Annotated in this window: 11 protein-coding genes; 6 read left to right on the top strand and 5 right to left on the bottom strand. The window is 49.9% G+C overall.

All coding sequences use genetic code 11. The features are described 5' to 3' along the window. Positions 1-8: 8 nt before the first annotated feature. Together gloB and CWI70_RS00700 are read left to right on the top strand one after the other, a co-directional pair. The gene (gene gloB / locus CWI70_RS00705) at positions 9-722 is read left to right on the top strand and encodes a hydroxyacylglutathione hydrolase (RefSeq protein ID WP_126769638.1); all 714 of its coding nucleotides are present in this window, start codon (positions 9-11) and stop codon (positions 720-722) included. Between the two features lie 57 nt (positions 723-779). Next, a complete protein-coding gene (locus tag CWI70_RS00700; RefSeq protein ID WP_126769636.1) occupies positions 780-2,390 on the top strand; it encodes a LysM peptidoglycan-binding domain-containing protein in 1,611 nt (536 codons plus the stop codon). A 41-nt stretch (positions 2,391-2,431) separates the two neighbouring features. Here the strand turns inward: CWI70_RS00700 and ligA are convergent, their stop codons facing one another. The 3 genes from ligA to smc are packed head-to-tail and all read right to left on the bottom strand — an operon-like array spanning position 2,432 to position 8,940. After that, positions 2,432-4,444, bottom strand: a complete 2,013-nt coding sequence (ligA, locus tag CWI70_RS00695; protein ID WP_126769634.1) for an NAD-dependent DNA ligase LigA — start codon at positions 4,442-4,444, stop codon at positions 2,432-2,434. Between the two features lie 4 nt (positions 4,445-4,448). Continuing rightward, positions 4,449-5,432 carry a cell division protein ZipA gene (zipA, locus tag CWI70_RS00690; RefSeq protein WP_126769633.1) on the bottom strand — a complete coding sequence of 328 codons (984 nt, stop codon included), beginning with the start codon at positions 5,430-5,432 and terminating at the stop codon, positions 4,449-4,451. A 40-nt stretch (positions 5,433-5,472) separates the two neighbouring features. Next, entirely contained in the window at positions 5,473-8,940 is a 3,468-nt protein-coding gene (gene smc, locus CWI70_RS00685) for a chromosome segregation protein SMC (protein WP_126769631.1), read from the bottom strand. A 165-nt stretch (positions 8,941-9,105) separates the two neighbouring features. On the opposite strand from smc, the gene cysZ reads away from it, so the two are divergent. From cysZ to rimO, 4 genes are all read left to right on the top strand, one after another. Further along, on the top strand, positions 9,106-9,846 hold the full coding sequence (gene cysZ, locus CWI70_RS00680) for a sulfate transporter CysZ (RefSeq protein WP_126769629.1): 741 nt from the start codon (positions 9,106-9,108) through the stop codon (positions 9,844-9,846). 61 nt (positions 9,847-9,907) lie between these two features. After that, on the top strand, positions 9,908-10,753 hold the full coding sequence (locus CWI70_RS00675) for a hypothetical protein (RefSeq protein WP_126769627.1): 846 nt from the start codon (positions 9,908-9,910) through the stop codon (positions 10,751-10,753). A 33-nt stretch (positions 10,754-10,786) separates the two neighbouring features. Continuing rightward, a complete protein-coding gene (locus CWI70_RS00670; protein ID WP_126769625.1) occupies positions 10,787-11,620 on the top strand; it encodes a S1/P1 nuclease in 834 nt (277 codons plus the stop codon). 1 nt (position 11,621) lies between these two features. Beyond that, positions 11,622-12,977 (top strand): 30S ribosomal protein S12 methylthiotransferase RimO, encoded by a 1,356-nt coding sequence (gene rimO, locus CWI70_RS00665; protein WP_126769623.1) that lies wholly within the window; start codon positions 11,622-11,624, stop codon positions 12,975-12,977. A 48-nt stretch (positions 12,978-13,025) separates the two neighbouring features. On the opposite strand, the gene rmuC is transcribed toward rimO, so the two are convergent. Together rmuC and CWI70_RS00655 are read right to left on the bottom strand one after the other, a co-directional pair. Then, entirely contained in the window at positions 13,026-14,372 is a 1,347-nt protein-coding gene (gene rmuC, locus CWI70_RS00660; RefSeq protein ID WP_126769618.1) for a DNA recombination protein RmuC, read from the bottom strand. Next, a complete protein-coding gene (locus CWI70_RS00655; protein ID WP_126769616.1) occupies positions 14,365-15,876 on the bottom strand; it encodes a fumarate hydratase in 1,512 nt (503 codons plus the stop codon). Before CWI70_RS00655 ends, rmuC begins: the two co-directional genes overlap by 8 nt. Positions 15,877-15,980: the final 104 nt, after the last annotated feature.

Here is a 15,980-nt window from a genome sequence, read left to right as displayed (position 1 = left end):
AATGCGCCATGATCATTACGCCCATCCCTGCCTTTGATGATAACTACATTTGGGCTATTCAGCCAACTGCGAATGACGATGCCGTTATTGTTGATCCCGGCGATGAAAAACCTGTCTTAGCTTGGCTAGCAGCACAAGGCATCGGTCTCGCCAGTATTCTTATTACGCATCACCACTGGGATCATACCGATGGTTTGCTACCACTGCTTGAGCATTATGCGGTGCCGGTTTATGGCCCAGACAATCCAAAAATCAAAGGCATTGAGCATACACTAAAACACGGTGATCGTTTCACACCGGCAGGGCTTGAGTGTGAATTCGAGGTACTCGAAACGCCAGGACACACACTTGACCATCTTAGCTTTTATAGTCCGGGTTTATTGTTTTGCGGTGATACCCTCTTTAGCGCCGGTTGTGGTCGCATGTTTGAAGGTACAGCCCCGCAATTTTTTTCATCTTTACGCAAGTTAGCCGAACTTCCGCCGGCCACTCGAGTCTATTGTACGCACGAATACACGACCGCGAATTTACGTTTTGCACGCGCTGCCGAGCCAGATAACAAGGCTATTCAGTCCGCCGAAAGTGAAGTTCATCAATGGCGCGAAAAACAGCAACCTTCGCTGCCGTCAACCATTGAGCGTGAGCTTGCGATTAATCCGTTTCTGCGCGCTAAAGACGCTGCAGAATTTGCCAAGTTAAGGCAGTGGAAAGATAATTTCTAAAACCTTAAACTGCGTTAAAGTACGCAGCAAGTTAAACCTACCGATAGGAAGGCATGCATGAAAAAACTGATAATGCTGACGCTAAGTGCGTCGGTTTTGGCTGCTTGCCAATCAACACCGACGGACACCGCGACAACAACAACGACAACTCAGCAAGATCAAAGAGCTAATGTTAAAGCCCCACGCGCAAAACAAGCTGAAGCGCCGTCGCAAACGCAGTTACTCAACCCTGAACTGATCGCGCCACTACCCTTAGTTGAAAAGGTGACGCCACAACAAGAAGCAGATCTTTGGCAGCGTATTCGCCGCCAACTCGCGATGCCTATTCCAGAAAACGCTCGGGTTGAAGCGCAGCGCAACTTCTATCTGCAACATCCAGCATACATGGATCGGGTCGCAAAAAGAGCGGCGCCGTTCATGCATTTCATCGTTGAAGAGATTGAAAAGCGGAACTTGCCATTGGAATTAGCACTATTACCCATCGTGGAGAGTGCCTTCGATCCTTTTGCCTATTCCCACGGCAGTGCAGCTGGCATTTGGCAATTCATTCCCGGTACCGCTCGTCAGTACGGTTTGGACATCAACTGGTGGTATGACGGCCGCCGTGACGTTTACTCCGCAACTCATGCGGCACTTGACTATTTAACCGCCTTGAATAACCGTTTTGACAATTGGCTACATGCTTTAGCTGCCTATAACTCAGGGGGTGGCCGCGTCAATTCTGCAATTCGCCGTAACGCTCGAGCGGGCAAGCCAACCGACTTTTGGTCACTTGACTTACCCCGCGAAACACGAGCTTACGTACCTAAATTGCTCGCGCTGGCAGATATTTTACGACACCAAGAAAAATATCAAGTGAGCTGGTTACCGATTGAAAATACGCCTTATTTACGCGTAGTCGAAACAGATAGCCAAATTGACTTAGCGCTTGCCGCCGAAATGTCTGGGCTCGAACTGGAACAATTACACCACTATAATTCCGGCTACAATCGCTGGGCGACAGACCCTGATGGCCCCCACCGCCTGCTGCTACCATTAGCAAATGCCGAACGTCTCGAACAGTGGTTGGTGAATGCCGAACAAAGTGACTTAGTGCGCTGGCACCGTCACAAGGTACAGTCAGGCGAGAGTCTCATTGTGATTGCCAAGCAGTACCACACCACGGCACACGCGATTCAGCAAGCGAACAACCTCTCTGGACATTTGATCCGCGCTGGTGATTATTTACTAGTGCCTGCGGCTGCACGTGAACTCGATGACTACAGCCTTTCCGCTGATCAGCGTTTATCGGCGACCCAGTCACGCCAGCAAGGCAGCTACAAAATCGACCATACCATAAAGCGCGGTGATACACTTTGGGACTTGAGTCGAAAATATGACGTCAACCTTCGTCAACTCGCAAAATGGAATGGCATAGCGCCAACCGATCCGCTCCGCCCCGGACGTAAACTTGTGGTTTGGCAAGGCGAGGAGAAAACGTCGGGCGTTACCCGCAGCATTCATTATCAGGTCCGTTCAGGGGATTCGTTAGCGCGCATCGCCAACCGATTCAATGTGACGATCCGCGATATCGAAAAGTGGAATCAGATCAACCGCAGTAACTATTTACAACCTGGTCAACGCTTAAAGTTGATTGTCGATGTTACGCGCATGACGAACGACATCTAAATCTTGCGAATGCTGGGCTCGTTCATTGCGAGCCCAGTCATTTAGTCCAGTAGTTTAACCAGGTCATCTTCACTCAACACCGGCACGCCCAACTGCTCTGCTTTGGTCAGTTTTGAGCCAGCATTGTCGCCTGCAATCACTGCTGTAGTCTTCGCCGAAACACTCCCAGTAACTTTAGCACCGCGCGCTTGTAACGCTTGTTTTGCTTCATCGCGAGTCATCTGCGTCAAGGTACCAGTAAGCACGTAAGTGTTTCCTGCCAGTGTCGCTTCACTTTCCGCAAGCCGTTCTACTTCAGGCCATGCAATACCTTGCGCGAGCAACTCGGCAATGACTTCTTGATTATGCGGTTCGCGGAAAAACTGATAGATGTGACTGGCGACCACGCTACCAACGTCATTGACCTGCTCAAGTTGTTCCTCGTCGGCCGCCATTAATGCCTCAAGCGAAGCAAAGTGACTGGCTAAATTAGCCGCTGTCGCCTCACCTACTTCACGAATACCTAACGCATACAAAAAGCGCGGCAACGTGGTGGTTTTACTCTGTTCAATGGCAGCGACAATGTTCTCCGCCGACTTGTCGCCCATACGCGGAAGCATCGCTAGCTCGCGCGCCTTCAGCTTGAATAAGTCAGCGGGCGACTTCAACCACTCACGTTCAACCAAGAGTTCAATCAATTTGTCGCCCAAACCATCGATATCCATCGCTTTACGAGAGGCAAAATGCTTCAAGGCCTCTTTACGCTGAGCTGCACAAATAAGGCCACCAGTGCAGCGGGCAACGGCTTCACCTTCAGCGCGTTCGACGTGAGACGCACAAATCGGACACTCGTGCGGAAATTCGATTTTCGCGGTATTCGGCGGACGACGCTCTTTGACGACACTGACCACTTGTGGAATTACATCCCCGGCGCGCCGAATGATCACCGTATCACCAATACGCGCATCAAGTCGGGCAATTTCGTCAGCATTGTGCAGGGTCGCATTCGACACCGTGACGCCCCCTACCGAGACAGGTTCAAGTCGCGCAACAGGCGTAATTGCACCGGTTCGCCCTACTTGAAAGTCGACGCCTTGCAAGACCGTCATTTCTTCTTGTGCAGGAAACTTCCAGGCAATAGCCCAACGTGGCGCCCGAGACACGAAGCCAAGATCTTGCTGCTGATGGATGTTATCTACTTTGAGCACGATGCCGTCAATTTCATAACGCAGTTGCTCACGGCGGGCCATGATAGCGTTATAATATGCTTCGCAGCCTTCGGCATTGGTCACGCGCTGAACTTCGCCACTAATGGGCAAGCCCCAAGCAGCGAGTTGTTGTAAACGCTCAAAATGAGAGTTTTTGAGCTCTTTGTCGGCGCTGACAACTCCCATGCTATAAGCATAAAAGTGTAAAGGCCGTTGCGCGGTAATTCGTGAGTCGAGCTGACGTAAGCTACCTGCGGCAGCATTACGTGGGTTGGCAAAGGTTTTTTCACCGCGTGCCAACGCTTTTTCATTGTACTCCGCAAAAGCTTGCACCGGCATGAAGACTTCACCCCGAACTTCGAGCCGTTTTGGGTAGTCACCTTGCAGCTGTAACGGTAAGTTGCGGATGGTACGCACATTGGCAGTAATATCTTCACCGGTTTGACCGTCACCACGGGTTGCACCGCGGATTAACTTACCGTCTTCATACAAAATGCTTACTGCGGCACCGTCGAGCTTTGGCTCACAGCAGTAGGCGATCGCCGTCGCACTATCTAAACGCTCGGCAACGCGCTGGGCAAAGGCTGCAAACTCGTCACTGTCGAACGCGTTATCCAACGATAGCATCGGCATTTCGTGGGCAACTTGGCTAAATGCGTCAAGCGGCTGACTGCCAACTTTCTGCGTCGGTGAATGTGCGCTTTGCAACTCCGGATAGTCGCTTTCGAGTTGCTGTAGTTCGCGGAATAGGCGGTCGTACTCGGCATCGGGAACCGTCGGCTCATCAAGCTCGTAATATTCTCGATTGTATTGGGTGATCAGCATGCGCAACTGCTGCGCACGCTCGACAACTGCTGAATCTGTCATAGGCCTACTGTCGGATTAAACGTTTACGTTCGTATTCACGAATACTTTGATGAATATGCTGCACTGCTTGACGGGTCAGTGGATTACGATGTTCATCGAGCACTTGCCCACCTTCGACTGCTGCGGCAATTTTTTCAGCAGCATTATGCATCATGGTAAAAGCTTGTGTTGAGTTGCTCTTAATCGGCAGCGCTAAAAACAGAGCAATGCCTTTGGTTTCAAAATGTTCCATAGCATCAATATCAAAAGTGCCTGGATTGAACATATTGGCAAGGCTGAATAACACCGGCCCGGTACCTGCGGTATCGACATGGCGGTGGAAAATATCAAACTCACCGTATTTGAAACCCAGTTCTGTCAACTGTTGCAGTAAAACAGGACCGCTGATCTGCCCCACCACATGAAGCGCAATCACTAGATCCGGTTCTTGCGTTAGCGGTGGCTCATCGTCGGGTTCGAGTGGCAATTCCATACTCTGCTGTGCTGGTTCGGCCGCTGCAGATTTCGCCGGTTTAGCAGGCGTAGATGTTTTGCTGGTGCCAGCTTTTGCGGTCGCTTTTGCTGCTTGCTCTGCTTGTTTCAGTTCGTCGGGTTGCGCCGCTACTGAAGGCAACTCAAAATCTTCGTCTTCGGCACTCGCACGAATACTATCCCGCGTTTTAGGCTGCGCTGCGGGAACTTCTTCTGGAGCCGTTGATGTCTGTGTTGCAGACGACTTGGTATTCTGTTCCGCAACCTTTTCGGTAGGCTTTTCCATGTTCTGTTGTTGCGCTTGACGTTCTGAAGCACGGCGAATCACGCGAACTTCGCCGATGCCGTCATCATCAAAGCCTGCTGTTCCCTGCGCACGCTGGCGTTTTTGCTCAAGTTCTAACTGTTGTTCGAGTTTACGACGTTCATTGCGACGAATATTCCACATGCCGTGGCCGATGATCAGCGCGATCAACACTAAACCAATAATGCTAAAAACAATTTGCATGCTACTCATTGCAGGCTTTCCATGATTCTGATGTTCTGTTGTTGTTTTTTTATGAAGCTTCGGTCAAGGCCACAGCTTCATCGACATCTACAGCCACCAAGCGTGAGACACCAGGCTCTTGCATAGTGACTCCAGCTAAATGTGACGCCATTTCCATCGCCACTTTATTGTGACTAATATAAATAAACTGCACTGTTTGCGACATTTCTTCTACCAAACGGCAAAACCGCCCGACATTCGCATCATCTAACGGTGCATCGACTTCGTCCAGCAAACAAAACGGGGCTGGATTCAAACGAAAAATCGCAAACACCAATGATAAAGCGGTTAACGCCTTTTCACCACCCGATAACAGATGAATTGTACTGTTTTTCTTACCTGGTGGTCGCGCCATGATCGCTACACCTGTTTCGAGTAGATCATCTTCGGTAAGTTCCAAATAAGCGCTACCGCCACCAAACACTTTTGGAAACAGCTCTTGCAAACCACCATTGACGGCGTCATAGGTGGTTTTAAAACGCTGTCGTGTTTCGCGATCAATCTTACGAATTGCCGTTTCGAGTGTTTCTAAACTTGAGCTTAAGTCTTCGTGCTGCTGATCTAAATACTCTTTACGTTCTGCTAAAGTTTCAGCCTCTTCAATCGCAGCCAAATTTATCGCGCCCAAGCGGGCAATCGCGCTTTGCAAACGTTCGACCTCTTGCTGCCATTTTTTCTCGTCAGCATCTTCTGGGAGTTGCTCCAAAACCGGCTTCAATGGTTGCTGCATTTCATCGAGCACCGACAGTACGTTACGACTACGTTCTTGCACCGCAGCGAGCTCCATTTGGCTACTTTGTAGTTGTTGTCGAGCCTTTTCTATCTGCGTTTCGACACCTTTTACACCGCTACTTACATCATGTAACTGCTGCTCAATTTCAGCTAATTTATTGGCCCAGACCCGCCGTTCCTCGTCAACTTGCTCGCGCTGCTGCAGCAGCTCTTCCAGTTGTAAGGCTAACACTTCTGTTTCTTCTTGATCTTCACTACCGTCAGCCAATAGCTGTAACTGCTCTTGCGCTTGTTGTTGTTGTTGCTGTAAGCGCTGCACCAAGGTCTGCATGTGCTGAAGCTGGCTCTTGTATTGCTCTACTTTGAGTTTCTTGTCTTGCCATTGCTGCTGATAGTGTTGCGCCTGCTCGCGTAAATGCTGACGCTCGGCTTGCAGGAGCTCGCGTTTACTTTGCCATTCCTGTTCGTTGCTGCGCGGCTGTTGCTCTTCAGCATCAGCTAGCGCAGAAACCACTTCTTCAAGCTGTAACTGCAAGGTTTCGGCGGTCTCAACAAGTGATTGTTGCTGCTCTTCACTGCGTAAAAGTTTACTTTCCAATTGGCTTTGTTGTTCAGCCTGCCAACGTTGTTTTTCGCGCCAAGTTGCTGCATTTGCCTGCGCCTCGTTAAAGCGCTTTTGGGCGCTCGACAACTCTGCTTCCAGCGCTTCGCGCCGGGCATTGCTCTGCTCAAGTTGTTGCTGCTTAGCCGTACGCTGCGCACGGACCTTCGCCAATTGTGTGGAGGTCTGTTCAAGCTCTTGTTGTTGTAACAGTTGGCTCTCTTGGGCTTCGACCTGCTGCGCTTGATAACCACCAGCGCTCCACAATTGGCCTTCCTTGGTCAGTGTTACACGGGCCGAGACGCCTGCAGATAAGCTGCTCGCCTGAGTTGCATCGTCGCACAACAGCATCTGTTGCGGCAGAGCCCACTGCTGTAACGGTCCCTTGATTTGCCCCGCGAGACTGTCTGACGGAGCCTTTGAGCTACCTAGCACCACCAACCGTGTACCAAGTTGTTCCGGCCAATGAGCTGGAGCTTCTTCAAGCACATAAGCATCCAGCCAAGCGTGACAGGCTTGTTCAGCGGCCAAGCGCCACTCGTCGCTCACATCGAGTAGCTCTCGCACTTGTCCAAGTGGTTGCAGCCCCTGCTCGCTTAGCCATTCCGCCACAATTGCTGGCCAATCGGCTTGTGCGGCGGCAAGTAAAGTTTGCAGCGAGCTTTCGCGGCCCACTAACTGTTGCTCTTGCTGCTGCACGTCGGTCAGTTGCGTCTGGTCTTGTTGACGCTGTTCGCGCAGTTGTTGGAGGCGTTGTTGTTGCTCAGTCAAGCCAAGTTCAGCGTCGGCAAGCTCTTGTTCAGCCCGTGCATATTCCTGCGCTGCTGCATGCTCAGTCAGCTCTGCAAGCTCTCGTTTAAGTTGTTGCGCTTGCTCTACGGCGTCTTGACGCTGTTGCTGAGTGCGCTGTAACTGGTCAGTGCAACGCTCGCGTTGCAACTGTAACTGTTGCAGGCGCTCGCGATGCTGCTGCTGTTCAGCTAAAAACGCTTGGTAGTCGTTTTGCAATTGCAACCAAGCTTCTTCATGCTGCTGGAAAGCTTCTTGGGCCTGTTCAGCTTGCTCTGCGGCCATTTCCAACTCGGGTTGCAACTGCTCGAGCTGCAAATTGATGTCTACCTCTTGCTCAACGTCACGTTGATAGGTTTCATCCAACTGCGTCAGTTCAGCTCGTAATTGTTGCTGCCGTTGTTCCCGCTGCTGCGCTTGCGTGCGCAGTGCTTGCAATTGATGTTCGGTGCGCGTGACATCATTACCAAGCTGATAAAAGCGCTGTTGGATTTCATCCAATTTAGTTTTGGTTTCGTTCGCCTGCTCCCGCAATTCCACTGTTCCGCGTTCACTACCTCGTTGCTCAGCGAGCCAACGCTCAAGTTCTGCCTCGTGCTCCCGAATGGTTTGTCGCAACCTTTCAGCTTGCTGTTCCTGGGTTAACCAACGCAATGCTTGCAGTTCAGCTTTAAATTTACGCTCTTGTTGCTTTAAATCTTTATAGCGGCGTGCTGCGGCGGCTTGGCGTTGCAGTTTATCCAATTGGCTACCAAGTTCATCGCGCACATCATTCAAACGATCAAGATTGTCACGGGTGTGCTGCATTCGGTTTTCAGTTTCACGGCGACGCTCTTTGTATTTCGATATACCCGCAGCTTCTTCAATAAATACGCGCAGTTCCTGAGGTTTCGACTCGATAAGCCGCGAGATCATACCTTGTTCAATGATCGCATAACTACGCGGACCTAACCCGGTACCAAGGAATAAGTCCGTAATATCACGGCGGCGGCACTTACTACTATTGAGAAAATAATCAGAGCGACCATCACGAGTGACGAGTCGTTTCACAGAAATTTCTGCGTAGTTAGCATACTCGCCCTGAATACGCCCATCAGAATTATCAAAAACCAGCTCGACACTGGCTTGCGATACTGGCTTTCGTGCGCCAGAGCCATTAAAAATAACATCGGTCATGGCATCGCCACGTAAGTTTTTCGCCGAGCTTTCACCAAGCACCCAGCGCACCGCATCAATCACATTAGACTTGCCACAGCCATTCGGCCCGACGACACAGGTCATCTGGTGCGGAAATGGCACTTTGGTAGCGTCGACGAACGACTTAAAGCCTACAAGTTTGATATGTTTGAGGCGCATGGGGTCCTGTTTTTAATTATTATGTCAGGGTTTGTGTTAGCAGACCTTCATAATGCTAGATTTTGTAACATTTTCAAGGTTAGTTCGAGATTATAAGTTTGTATACTGCGTAAAGCTCTCGCAAACACTATTTTCTTTTCGGTCGGAACCAGCAAGGAGTTAAGCATGGCGCAAGCAGGTTACAGTGATTTTGGCGCAAGTTACGTTGCCCGCGGCTTTGAGCTTGCCTTTCAAAAAGGCGTCCGCCGCTATGCGCTGATTCCATTAACAATTAACGTTCTGCTCTTTAGCGTTGCTATTGCCGCGGTCTTTCATTACACCACGCTTTGGGTTGCAGACTTTATGGCATGGTTACCAGAGTGGCTGCATTGGTTGGAAGTCATTCTTTGGCCACTCATCATCATTGCTGTGTTGCTGTTATTTGCCATGACCTTTACTAGTGTGGCCAATATCATCGCCTCGCCCTTTAACAGCTTACTGGCCGAAAAAGTCGAAGAACGGCTCACCGGCGTGCCCGCTGCTAACGGTGGGGTGAGTGGTATGATTAAAGACATTCCACGGACGCTAGGTCGAGAGTTCCAGAAAATACTTTATTTTATCCCACGCTCCTTGGGATTCTTCTTACTGCTTATCTTTGTGCCAGTCATCGGTCAGGTATTGTGGCTACTTTGGGGCGGATGGATGATGACAATTCAGTACGCTGACTATGCGTTTGACAATCATAAAGTCCCATTTCGAGATATGCGCAGCAGCCTGCACCGACATCAAGGCAAAAGCCTCACTTTTGGCGTGGTGGTTGCCTTTCTAGCATCAATCCCACTGATTAACCTGATCATGATTCCCGTAGCCGTTTGTGGCTCGACAGCAATGTGGGTGGATCATATGCGGGCAGAAAATTTAGGCTAGCGCTTCGCTTTAGCAATCGTTATGATGGTTAACCTAATGTTAGCCATACGAGGTTTTAAGTGTGCGTCTTGTGATACAAGCACTGACATTGAGTGCCCTAGTTCTAGCGACACAAGTCGTCAGTCCCCCTAAGGCACACGCACAGAAAGCCAGCGCAACCAAGGACTCCATTGTCTGGGGCGTGAATAATGCGCCGCCGTTTCACATCACCGATGGCTATTACGCTAACCAAGGCGTTTGCGATGTCATGATCGATGCATTTCAACGTGCGTTACCTGACGTTGAACAGAGTATCGAGTACTACCCACAGGGCCGTATTGCTGCGCATATTCGGCAGGGCGAAGATCTTTGTTTCCCGTGTATGATTCGCAATGTTCGCCCAGCAGATATTGTCACCTACTCGGATCTTGTGCTCGAGTACCCAGCACATGGCATTATTACCCGACCAGAGTTAGCAAAAGAGTTCACCAAGCAGTTTGGTAATCCCGTTGACCTTGTCGAGTTGCTGAAACAACGCAATTATCGTTTCGCCCAACCGATGGGCCGCCGCTATGGCGATCTGCAACCTTATATTGAGCGTTTTTTGCTCAATACTGAGCACTTCTCAGAGGTTTCCGGTAAAGACGCAAACGCCAACATGCTCGCCATGGTTAATGCCCGCAGGGTCGATTTTGTCATCGACTACCCGATGTTGTTGAACTACCACAATCAGGTATTACCGATCGATTTGGTGTTCATTCCAATTTTACAAAATCAAGCTACACACGTTGAAGGCGCAGTCGGCTGTCCGCCAACGGCTTGGGGCAACCGAGCCATTGAACTCATCAATCAAGCCATTCCGCAAGTTCGACAAGATGAAGCCTTTCAAGCCGCAAAAGATCGTTGGCTTCTGCTACAGAACCCGTAAAATATCAGCATCATTTCATTGACGGCTGACACTATGAATTTATCGAAACTTGCTCTTGCCGCTGCTGGTGCATTCGCTTTAGCGTCCGCGGCAAGTTTGGTCGCTACGCCCGCACATGCTTGGGGCAAAACTGGACACCGCATTACCGGTAAAATTGCGACACACTACCTCACCGACGACGCCCGCGCAGCGATTGCTGATTTACTTGGTCCCGAATCACTGGCCGAAGCCTCAACCTACGCTGACGAAATGCGCTCCAATCCAGATAAGTTTTGGCAGGAGACGGCGAACCCTTTTCACTATGTGACTTTGCAACAGCCGCATGACTACCATGCTGACGATTGCCCACCCGAGGGTGACGCTTTTAGCGCACTTGAGGACTTCACGGCAACGTTAACGAGTGACAGCGCAAGCCGACAAGAAAAACAACTGGCGCTGCGCTTTATTGTGCATATTATTGGCGATTTACATCAACCGTTGCACGTCGGTTCCGCAGCGCTCAATGATCGTGGTGGCAATGACGTTAAAGTGGTGTTCTTTGGCGAACAAAGTAACCTGCACCGAGTCTGGGACTCGGGCTTAGTCGACCATCAACAATTGTCTTACAGTGAGTTTTCTCATTGGTTGCAGCGTCGTATTACCGCCGAGCAAGCCAACACCTGGGCGACACCAGATCCGTACACGTGGATCCGTGAAAGTTCGAAGTTACGCGACGAAGTCTATCCACAAACTGACGAACCCTATTTGGGCTGGGATTATGTCTATAATTACACCCCGATTATGAAGCAACGTTTACAGCAAGGGGGCGTACGCATCGCTGCCTATCTCAACGACGTCTTTGCTAAAGCTGCGAGTAACGAAGGTTGATATGAGCGTTGAATCTTATACCCCTGATAGTAACGTCACGCTAAAGCAGCCGAAAATCGGTTTTGTCAGCCTTGGCTGCCCGAAAAACCTTGTTGACTCGGAACGCATTCTTACGCAGCTGCGTACCGAGGGCTACAACATCGTCAATACTTACGATAACGCCGACATGGTCATTGTAAATACCTGCGGCTTTATTGATAGTGCAGTGCAAGAATCACTCGATGCCATCGGTGAAGCATTGACCGAAAACGGTAAGGTTATCGTCACCGGCTGTTTGGGCGCTAAAGACGATGAAATCCGTGAGGTGCACCCGAATGTGTTAGCTATTACCGGCCCTCATGCTTATGAAGAAGTCATGGGACATGTCCATCAACACGTGCCGCAACCTGAGCGTATTCCGTTCGAAAATCTGGTTCCCGAGACCGGGGTAAAGTTAACACCGAGACACTTTGCTTACTTAAAGATTTCTGAAGGCTGTAATCACCGCTGCACGTTTTGCATTATTCCTTCGATGCGTGGCGACCTTGTGAGCCGCCCAATTGGTGACGTCTTGGCGGAGGCACAGCGGCTTGCTAATGCTGGGGTGAAAGAATTATTGGTGATTTCACAAGACACCAGTGCCTATGGCGTTGATGTGAAGCATAAAACCGGCTTCTGGGATGGCCAGCCGGTAAAAACGCGCATGCTAGAGCTCTGCCAAGCACTAGCTAAACTCGGTATCTGGGTGCGACTGCATTATGTTTACCCTTATCCGTCGGTAGATGAGATTATCCCATTGATGGCTGAGGGCAAGCTGCTTCCATACCTTGATATCCCGTTACAGCATGCGAACAAACGTATTTTGCGCCTGATGAAACGACCGGGTTCAGCGGACCGCACGCTCGAACGGATTCAAAACTGGCGTAAGATCTGTCCTGACCTAACCATTCGTAGCACTTTTATCGTCGGCTTTCCGGGAGAAACCGAAGAAGAGTTCGAAGAGTTATTGCAATTCTTGCGCGACGCACAACTCGATCGCGTAGGCTGTTTTACCTATTCTGACGTCGACGGAGCTAAAGCGAACGACTTACCGGACCCTGTGCCTGAAACCGTAAAGCAGGAGCGTTACGCACGTTTTATGGAAGTTCAGCAAGCGATCAGCGCGGCGCGTTTGCAACAAAAGATCGATCGCACGTTACAAGTTCTTATCGATGAGGTTGATGCTGAAGGAGCTATCGGGCGTAGTTATGCCGACGCGCCGGAAATTGACGGCTTGGTGTACCTGAATGGCGAGTATGAGGTGCAACCGGGTGAACTCGTACAGGTTCAGATCGAGCATGCCGATGAGTATGACTTATGGGGAACCGTTATACGTTAACGCTGCGCTAGCTCTAGCCTAGCTAAATAGACAAATGAACAGCGACGTCTAGGCGTCGCTGTCATCATCAAGCAGTTTACTATCGAGTTTTTTCGACGTTTGCACGCCCATTTCTTTGAATTTCTCAACCCGACCGATGAGGTTACCGCGGCCCGTTGAAAGCTTGTTCATAGCTCCGTCATAATGCTTACGCACGGTATCAAGGCTATTCCCAATTTTTTGCATGTCTTCAATAAAACCAACGAACTTGTCGTAAAGCTTACCCGCGTCGTCAGCAATTTTTTGCGCGTTGCGGTTCTGCTGTTCGTATTGCCAAATATTATTCACCGTTCTTAAGGCAACCAATAAGTTGGTCGGGCTCACCAACATAATATTATGCTCAAGCGCTAAGCGAATAAGTTCAGGATCACGGTCAACTGCAAGCAAAAAAGCTGGCTCAATGGGGATAAACATCAGCACGTAATCAAGCGTTCGCACGCTATCAAGCTGCTGATAATTTTTCTTCGACAACCCTTTGATGTGCGCTCGTAACGAGTTGACGTGTTCAGCAAGAGCCGCCTCACGTTCTTTGTCATCGTCACTGTTAAAGTAACGCTCATAAGCGACCAACGATACTTTCGAGTCAATCACCACGTCTTTTTCGTTAGGCAGATGCACGACAACGTCAGGTTTGAATGACTTACCATCTTCGTCACGATGATGGCTTTGCGTTTCGTATTCGTGGCCTTCACGTAATCCTGATTGATTCAAGATGCGCTCAAGAACCACTTCACCCCAATTACCTTGCGCCTTAGTGTCGCCTTTTAACGCACGAGTTAAAGCATCAGCTTCAGTCGCCATTTGTTTATTTAATTCTTTGAGCGAAGTAATCTCGGTCGTTAACGAGGCACGTTGTTTGAGCTCTTCGGTATATTGACTTTCAACTTGCTTCTTGAAGGCTTCAAGTTGCTGTTTGAAAGGTGCCAATGTCACTTCAAGCGTTTGTTTACTGCTCTGTTGCAAGCGTTCCGACTTTTGTTCAAAGATCTGCTGCGCCAGCCGCTCAAACTCTTTTTTCATGCGCTCTTCACTGGCTTCTAGCAAGCGCTGCTTTTCTTCGGCATGCTTAAGCGTGCTTTCCAACTTACTTTGGTTTGCAGCTAAATCTGCTTGGAGTTGGCTACGTTGCTGTTGCAACTGACGTTGCTCTTGCTCAGCCAGTTGTAAGCGCTGCTGGATTTGTTCAAGCGAATCTTCTAACTGCGCTTCGCGCTGGCTTGCTAAACCCGCTTGGTGTTCAAGCTGCTGGGCAGCCTGCTGTACTTTTGCGCGTTGCCACAACCAAGTGCCAACGGCACCAACGGCCAGCGCCGCAGCGCCAGCAGTTAGCCATTGCCAAAGTTGCAAACTAAGCATCAGCGGCTTCCAGTTTTACCCGCCATATCGCCGGGCCGGTTTCGTGAGCGTTTTCACCAGTGCTATCGACGGCCACAGTGACTGGCATGTCTTCGACTTCAAATTCGTAAATCGCTTCCATGCCAAGATCTTCAAACGCCACCACTTTGGCTTTCTTAATTGCTTTGGCAACGAGGTACGCGGCACCACCCACAGCCATCAAATAAACAGCTTTATGCTGTTTGATACTTTCAACGGTTGCAGGACCACGTTCAGCCTTACCGATCATGCCCAAAATACCGGTTTTATCGAGCATTAAGTCGGTAAATTTATCCATCCGCGTGGCAGTCGTTGGGCCTGCTGGGCCAACCACTTCATCACCAACGGGATCAACTGGGCCAACGTAGTAAATAAACTTGTTCTTAAAGTCGACTGGTAATGCTTCGCCGTTATCCAGCATGTCTTTGATACGTTTGTGCGCAGCATCACGGCCGGTGAGCATTTTGCCGGAAAGCAATACCGTCTCACCGGTTTTCCAGGTCTCGATATCAGCCTGCGTCAACTCATCTAAATTAACGCGTCGTGCATCATCACCAAGCTCAAAAGTAATATCTGGCCAGTCTTCCAGTTTCGGCGGCTGCAGATCAGCTGTTCCTGAACCATCAAGGTAGAAATGCGCATGACGTGTCGCAGCGCAGTTTGGGATCAACGTCACGGGCTTGGATGCTGCGTGAGTTGGTGCGGTTTTGATTTTTACATCCATGACGGTAGTCACACCACCAAGACCTTGGGCACCAATTCCTAGCTTATTTACACGCTCGTAAATTTCCAGACGCAATTCTTCTTCGGCGTTCTGCGGTCCACGCTCCAATAGTTCCTGAATATCCACCGGGTCCATCAACGCTTCTTTCGCCAGTACTGCTGACTTTTCGGCGGTACCGCCAATACCAAGACCAATCATTCCCGGCGGACACCAACCAGCACCAAGTTTTGGCATTGTTTCAACCACCCAGTCAGCGATCGAATCGCTAGGGTTAAGCATCACCATTTTCGATTTATTCTCTGAACCGCCACCTTTGGCAGCGATCATCACTTCAATTTTGTCACCTGGCACCATATCAATGTGCACAACAGCTGGCGTGTTATCACCAGTATTTTTACGTTTACCTGCCGGGTCTGCGACAATCGAAGCGCGTAGGGGGTTTTCTGGGTTGGTGTAAGCCTGGCGGGTTCCCTCGTCAACCATCTGCTGCACGGTCATATCGGTTTTGTCCCACTGCACACCCATGCCCACTTTTACAAAACAGGTTACAATACCGGTGTCCTGACAAATTGGGCGGTGCCCTTGGGCAGCCATGCGCGAGTTCGTCAAGACCTGAGCAATTGCATTTTTTGCGGCTTCACTTTCCTCTTTGTGATAAGCCTTTTCGAGCGCTTGAACAAAGTCGAGTGGGTGATAATACGAAATATACTGCAAGGCATCAGCGATGCTCTCAATAAAGTCAGCCTGACGAATAATGGCCATGATTTCCTCTACATCGTGCGGTTACAATTGCCCGCTATCATAGCGTTTTCAGGTCACTCTGACCAGTTTTAGCCGCGCTTATGTTAAGCTTACAACAAATGTTT

Source organism: Pseudidiomarina homiensis, from assembly GCF_003987225.1.
Classification (GTDB): Bacteria; Pseudomonadota; Gammaproteobacteria; order Enterobacterales; family Alteromonadaceae; genus Pseudidiomarina; species Pseudidiomarina homiensis.
Note: the sequence above shows the minus strand (reverse complement) of the source record. Positions and strands in the feature narration are given on the sequence as shown.

Bases quoted from the DNA above. Each gene is read 5' to 3' on its own strand.
- CWI70_RS00670 (WP_126769625.1), top strand. From the start codon at position 10,787: ATGAATTTATCGAAACTTGCTCTTGCCGCTGCTGGTGCATTCGCTTTA.
- rimO (WP_126769623.1), top strand. From the start codon at position 11,622: ATGAGCGTTGAATCTTATACCCCTGATAGTAACGTCACGCTAAAGCAG.
- rmuC (WP_126769618.1), bottom strand. From the start codon at position 14,372: ATGCTTAGTTTGCAACTTTGGCAATGGCTAACTGCTGGCGCTGCGGCG.
- gloB (WP_126769638.1), top strand. From the start codon at position 9: ATGATCATTACGCCCATCCCTGCCTTTGATGATAACTACATTTGGGCT.
- CWI70_RS00655 (WP_126769616.1), bottom strand. From the start codon at position 15,876: ATGGCCATTATTCGTCAGGCTGACTTTATTGAGAGCATCGCTGATGCC.
- CWI70_RS00700 (WP_126769636.1), top strand. From the start codon at position 780: ATGAAAAAACTGATAATGCTGACGCTAAGTGCGTCGGTTTTGGCTGCT.
- zipA (WP_126769633.1), bottom strand. From the start codon at position 5,432: ATGAGTAGCATGCAAATTGTTTTTAGCATTATTGGTTTAGTGTTGATC.
- smc (WP_126769631.1), bottom strand. From the start codon at position 8,940: ATGCGCCTCAAACATATCAAACTTGTAGGCTTTAAGTCGTTCGTCGAC.
- cysZ (WP_126769629.1), top strand. From the start codon at position 9,106: ATGGCGCAAGCAGGTTACAGTGATTTTGGCGCAAGTTACGTTGCCCGC.
- ligA (WP_126769634.1), bottom strand. From the start codon at position 4,444: ATGACAGATTCAGCAGTTGTCGAGCGTGCGCAGCAGTTGCGCATGCTG.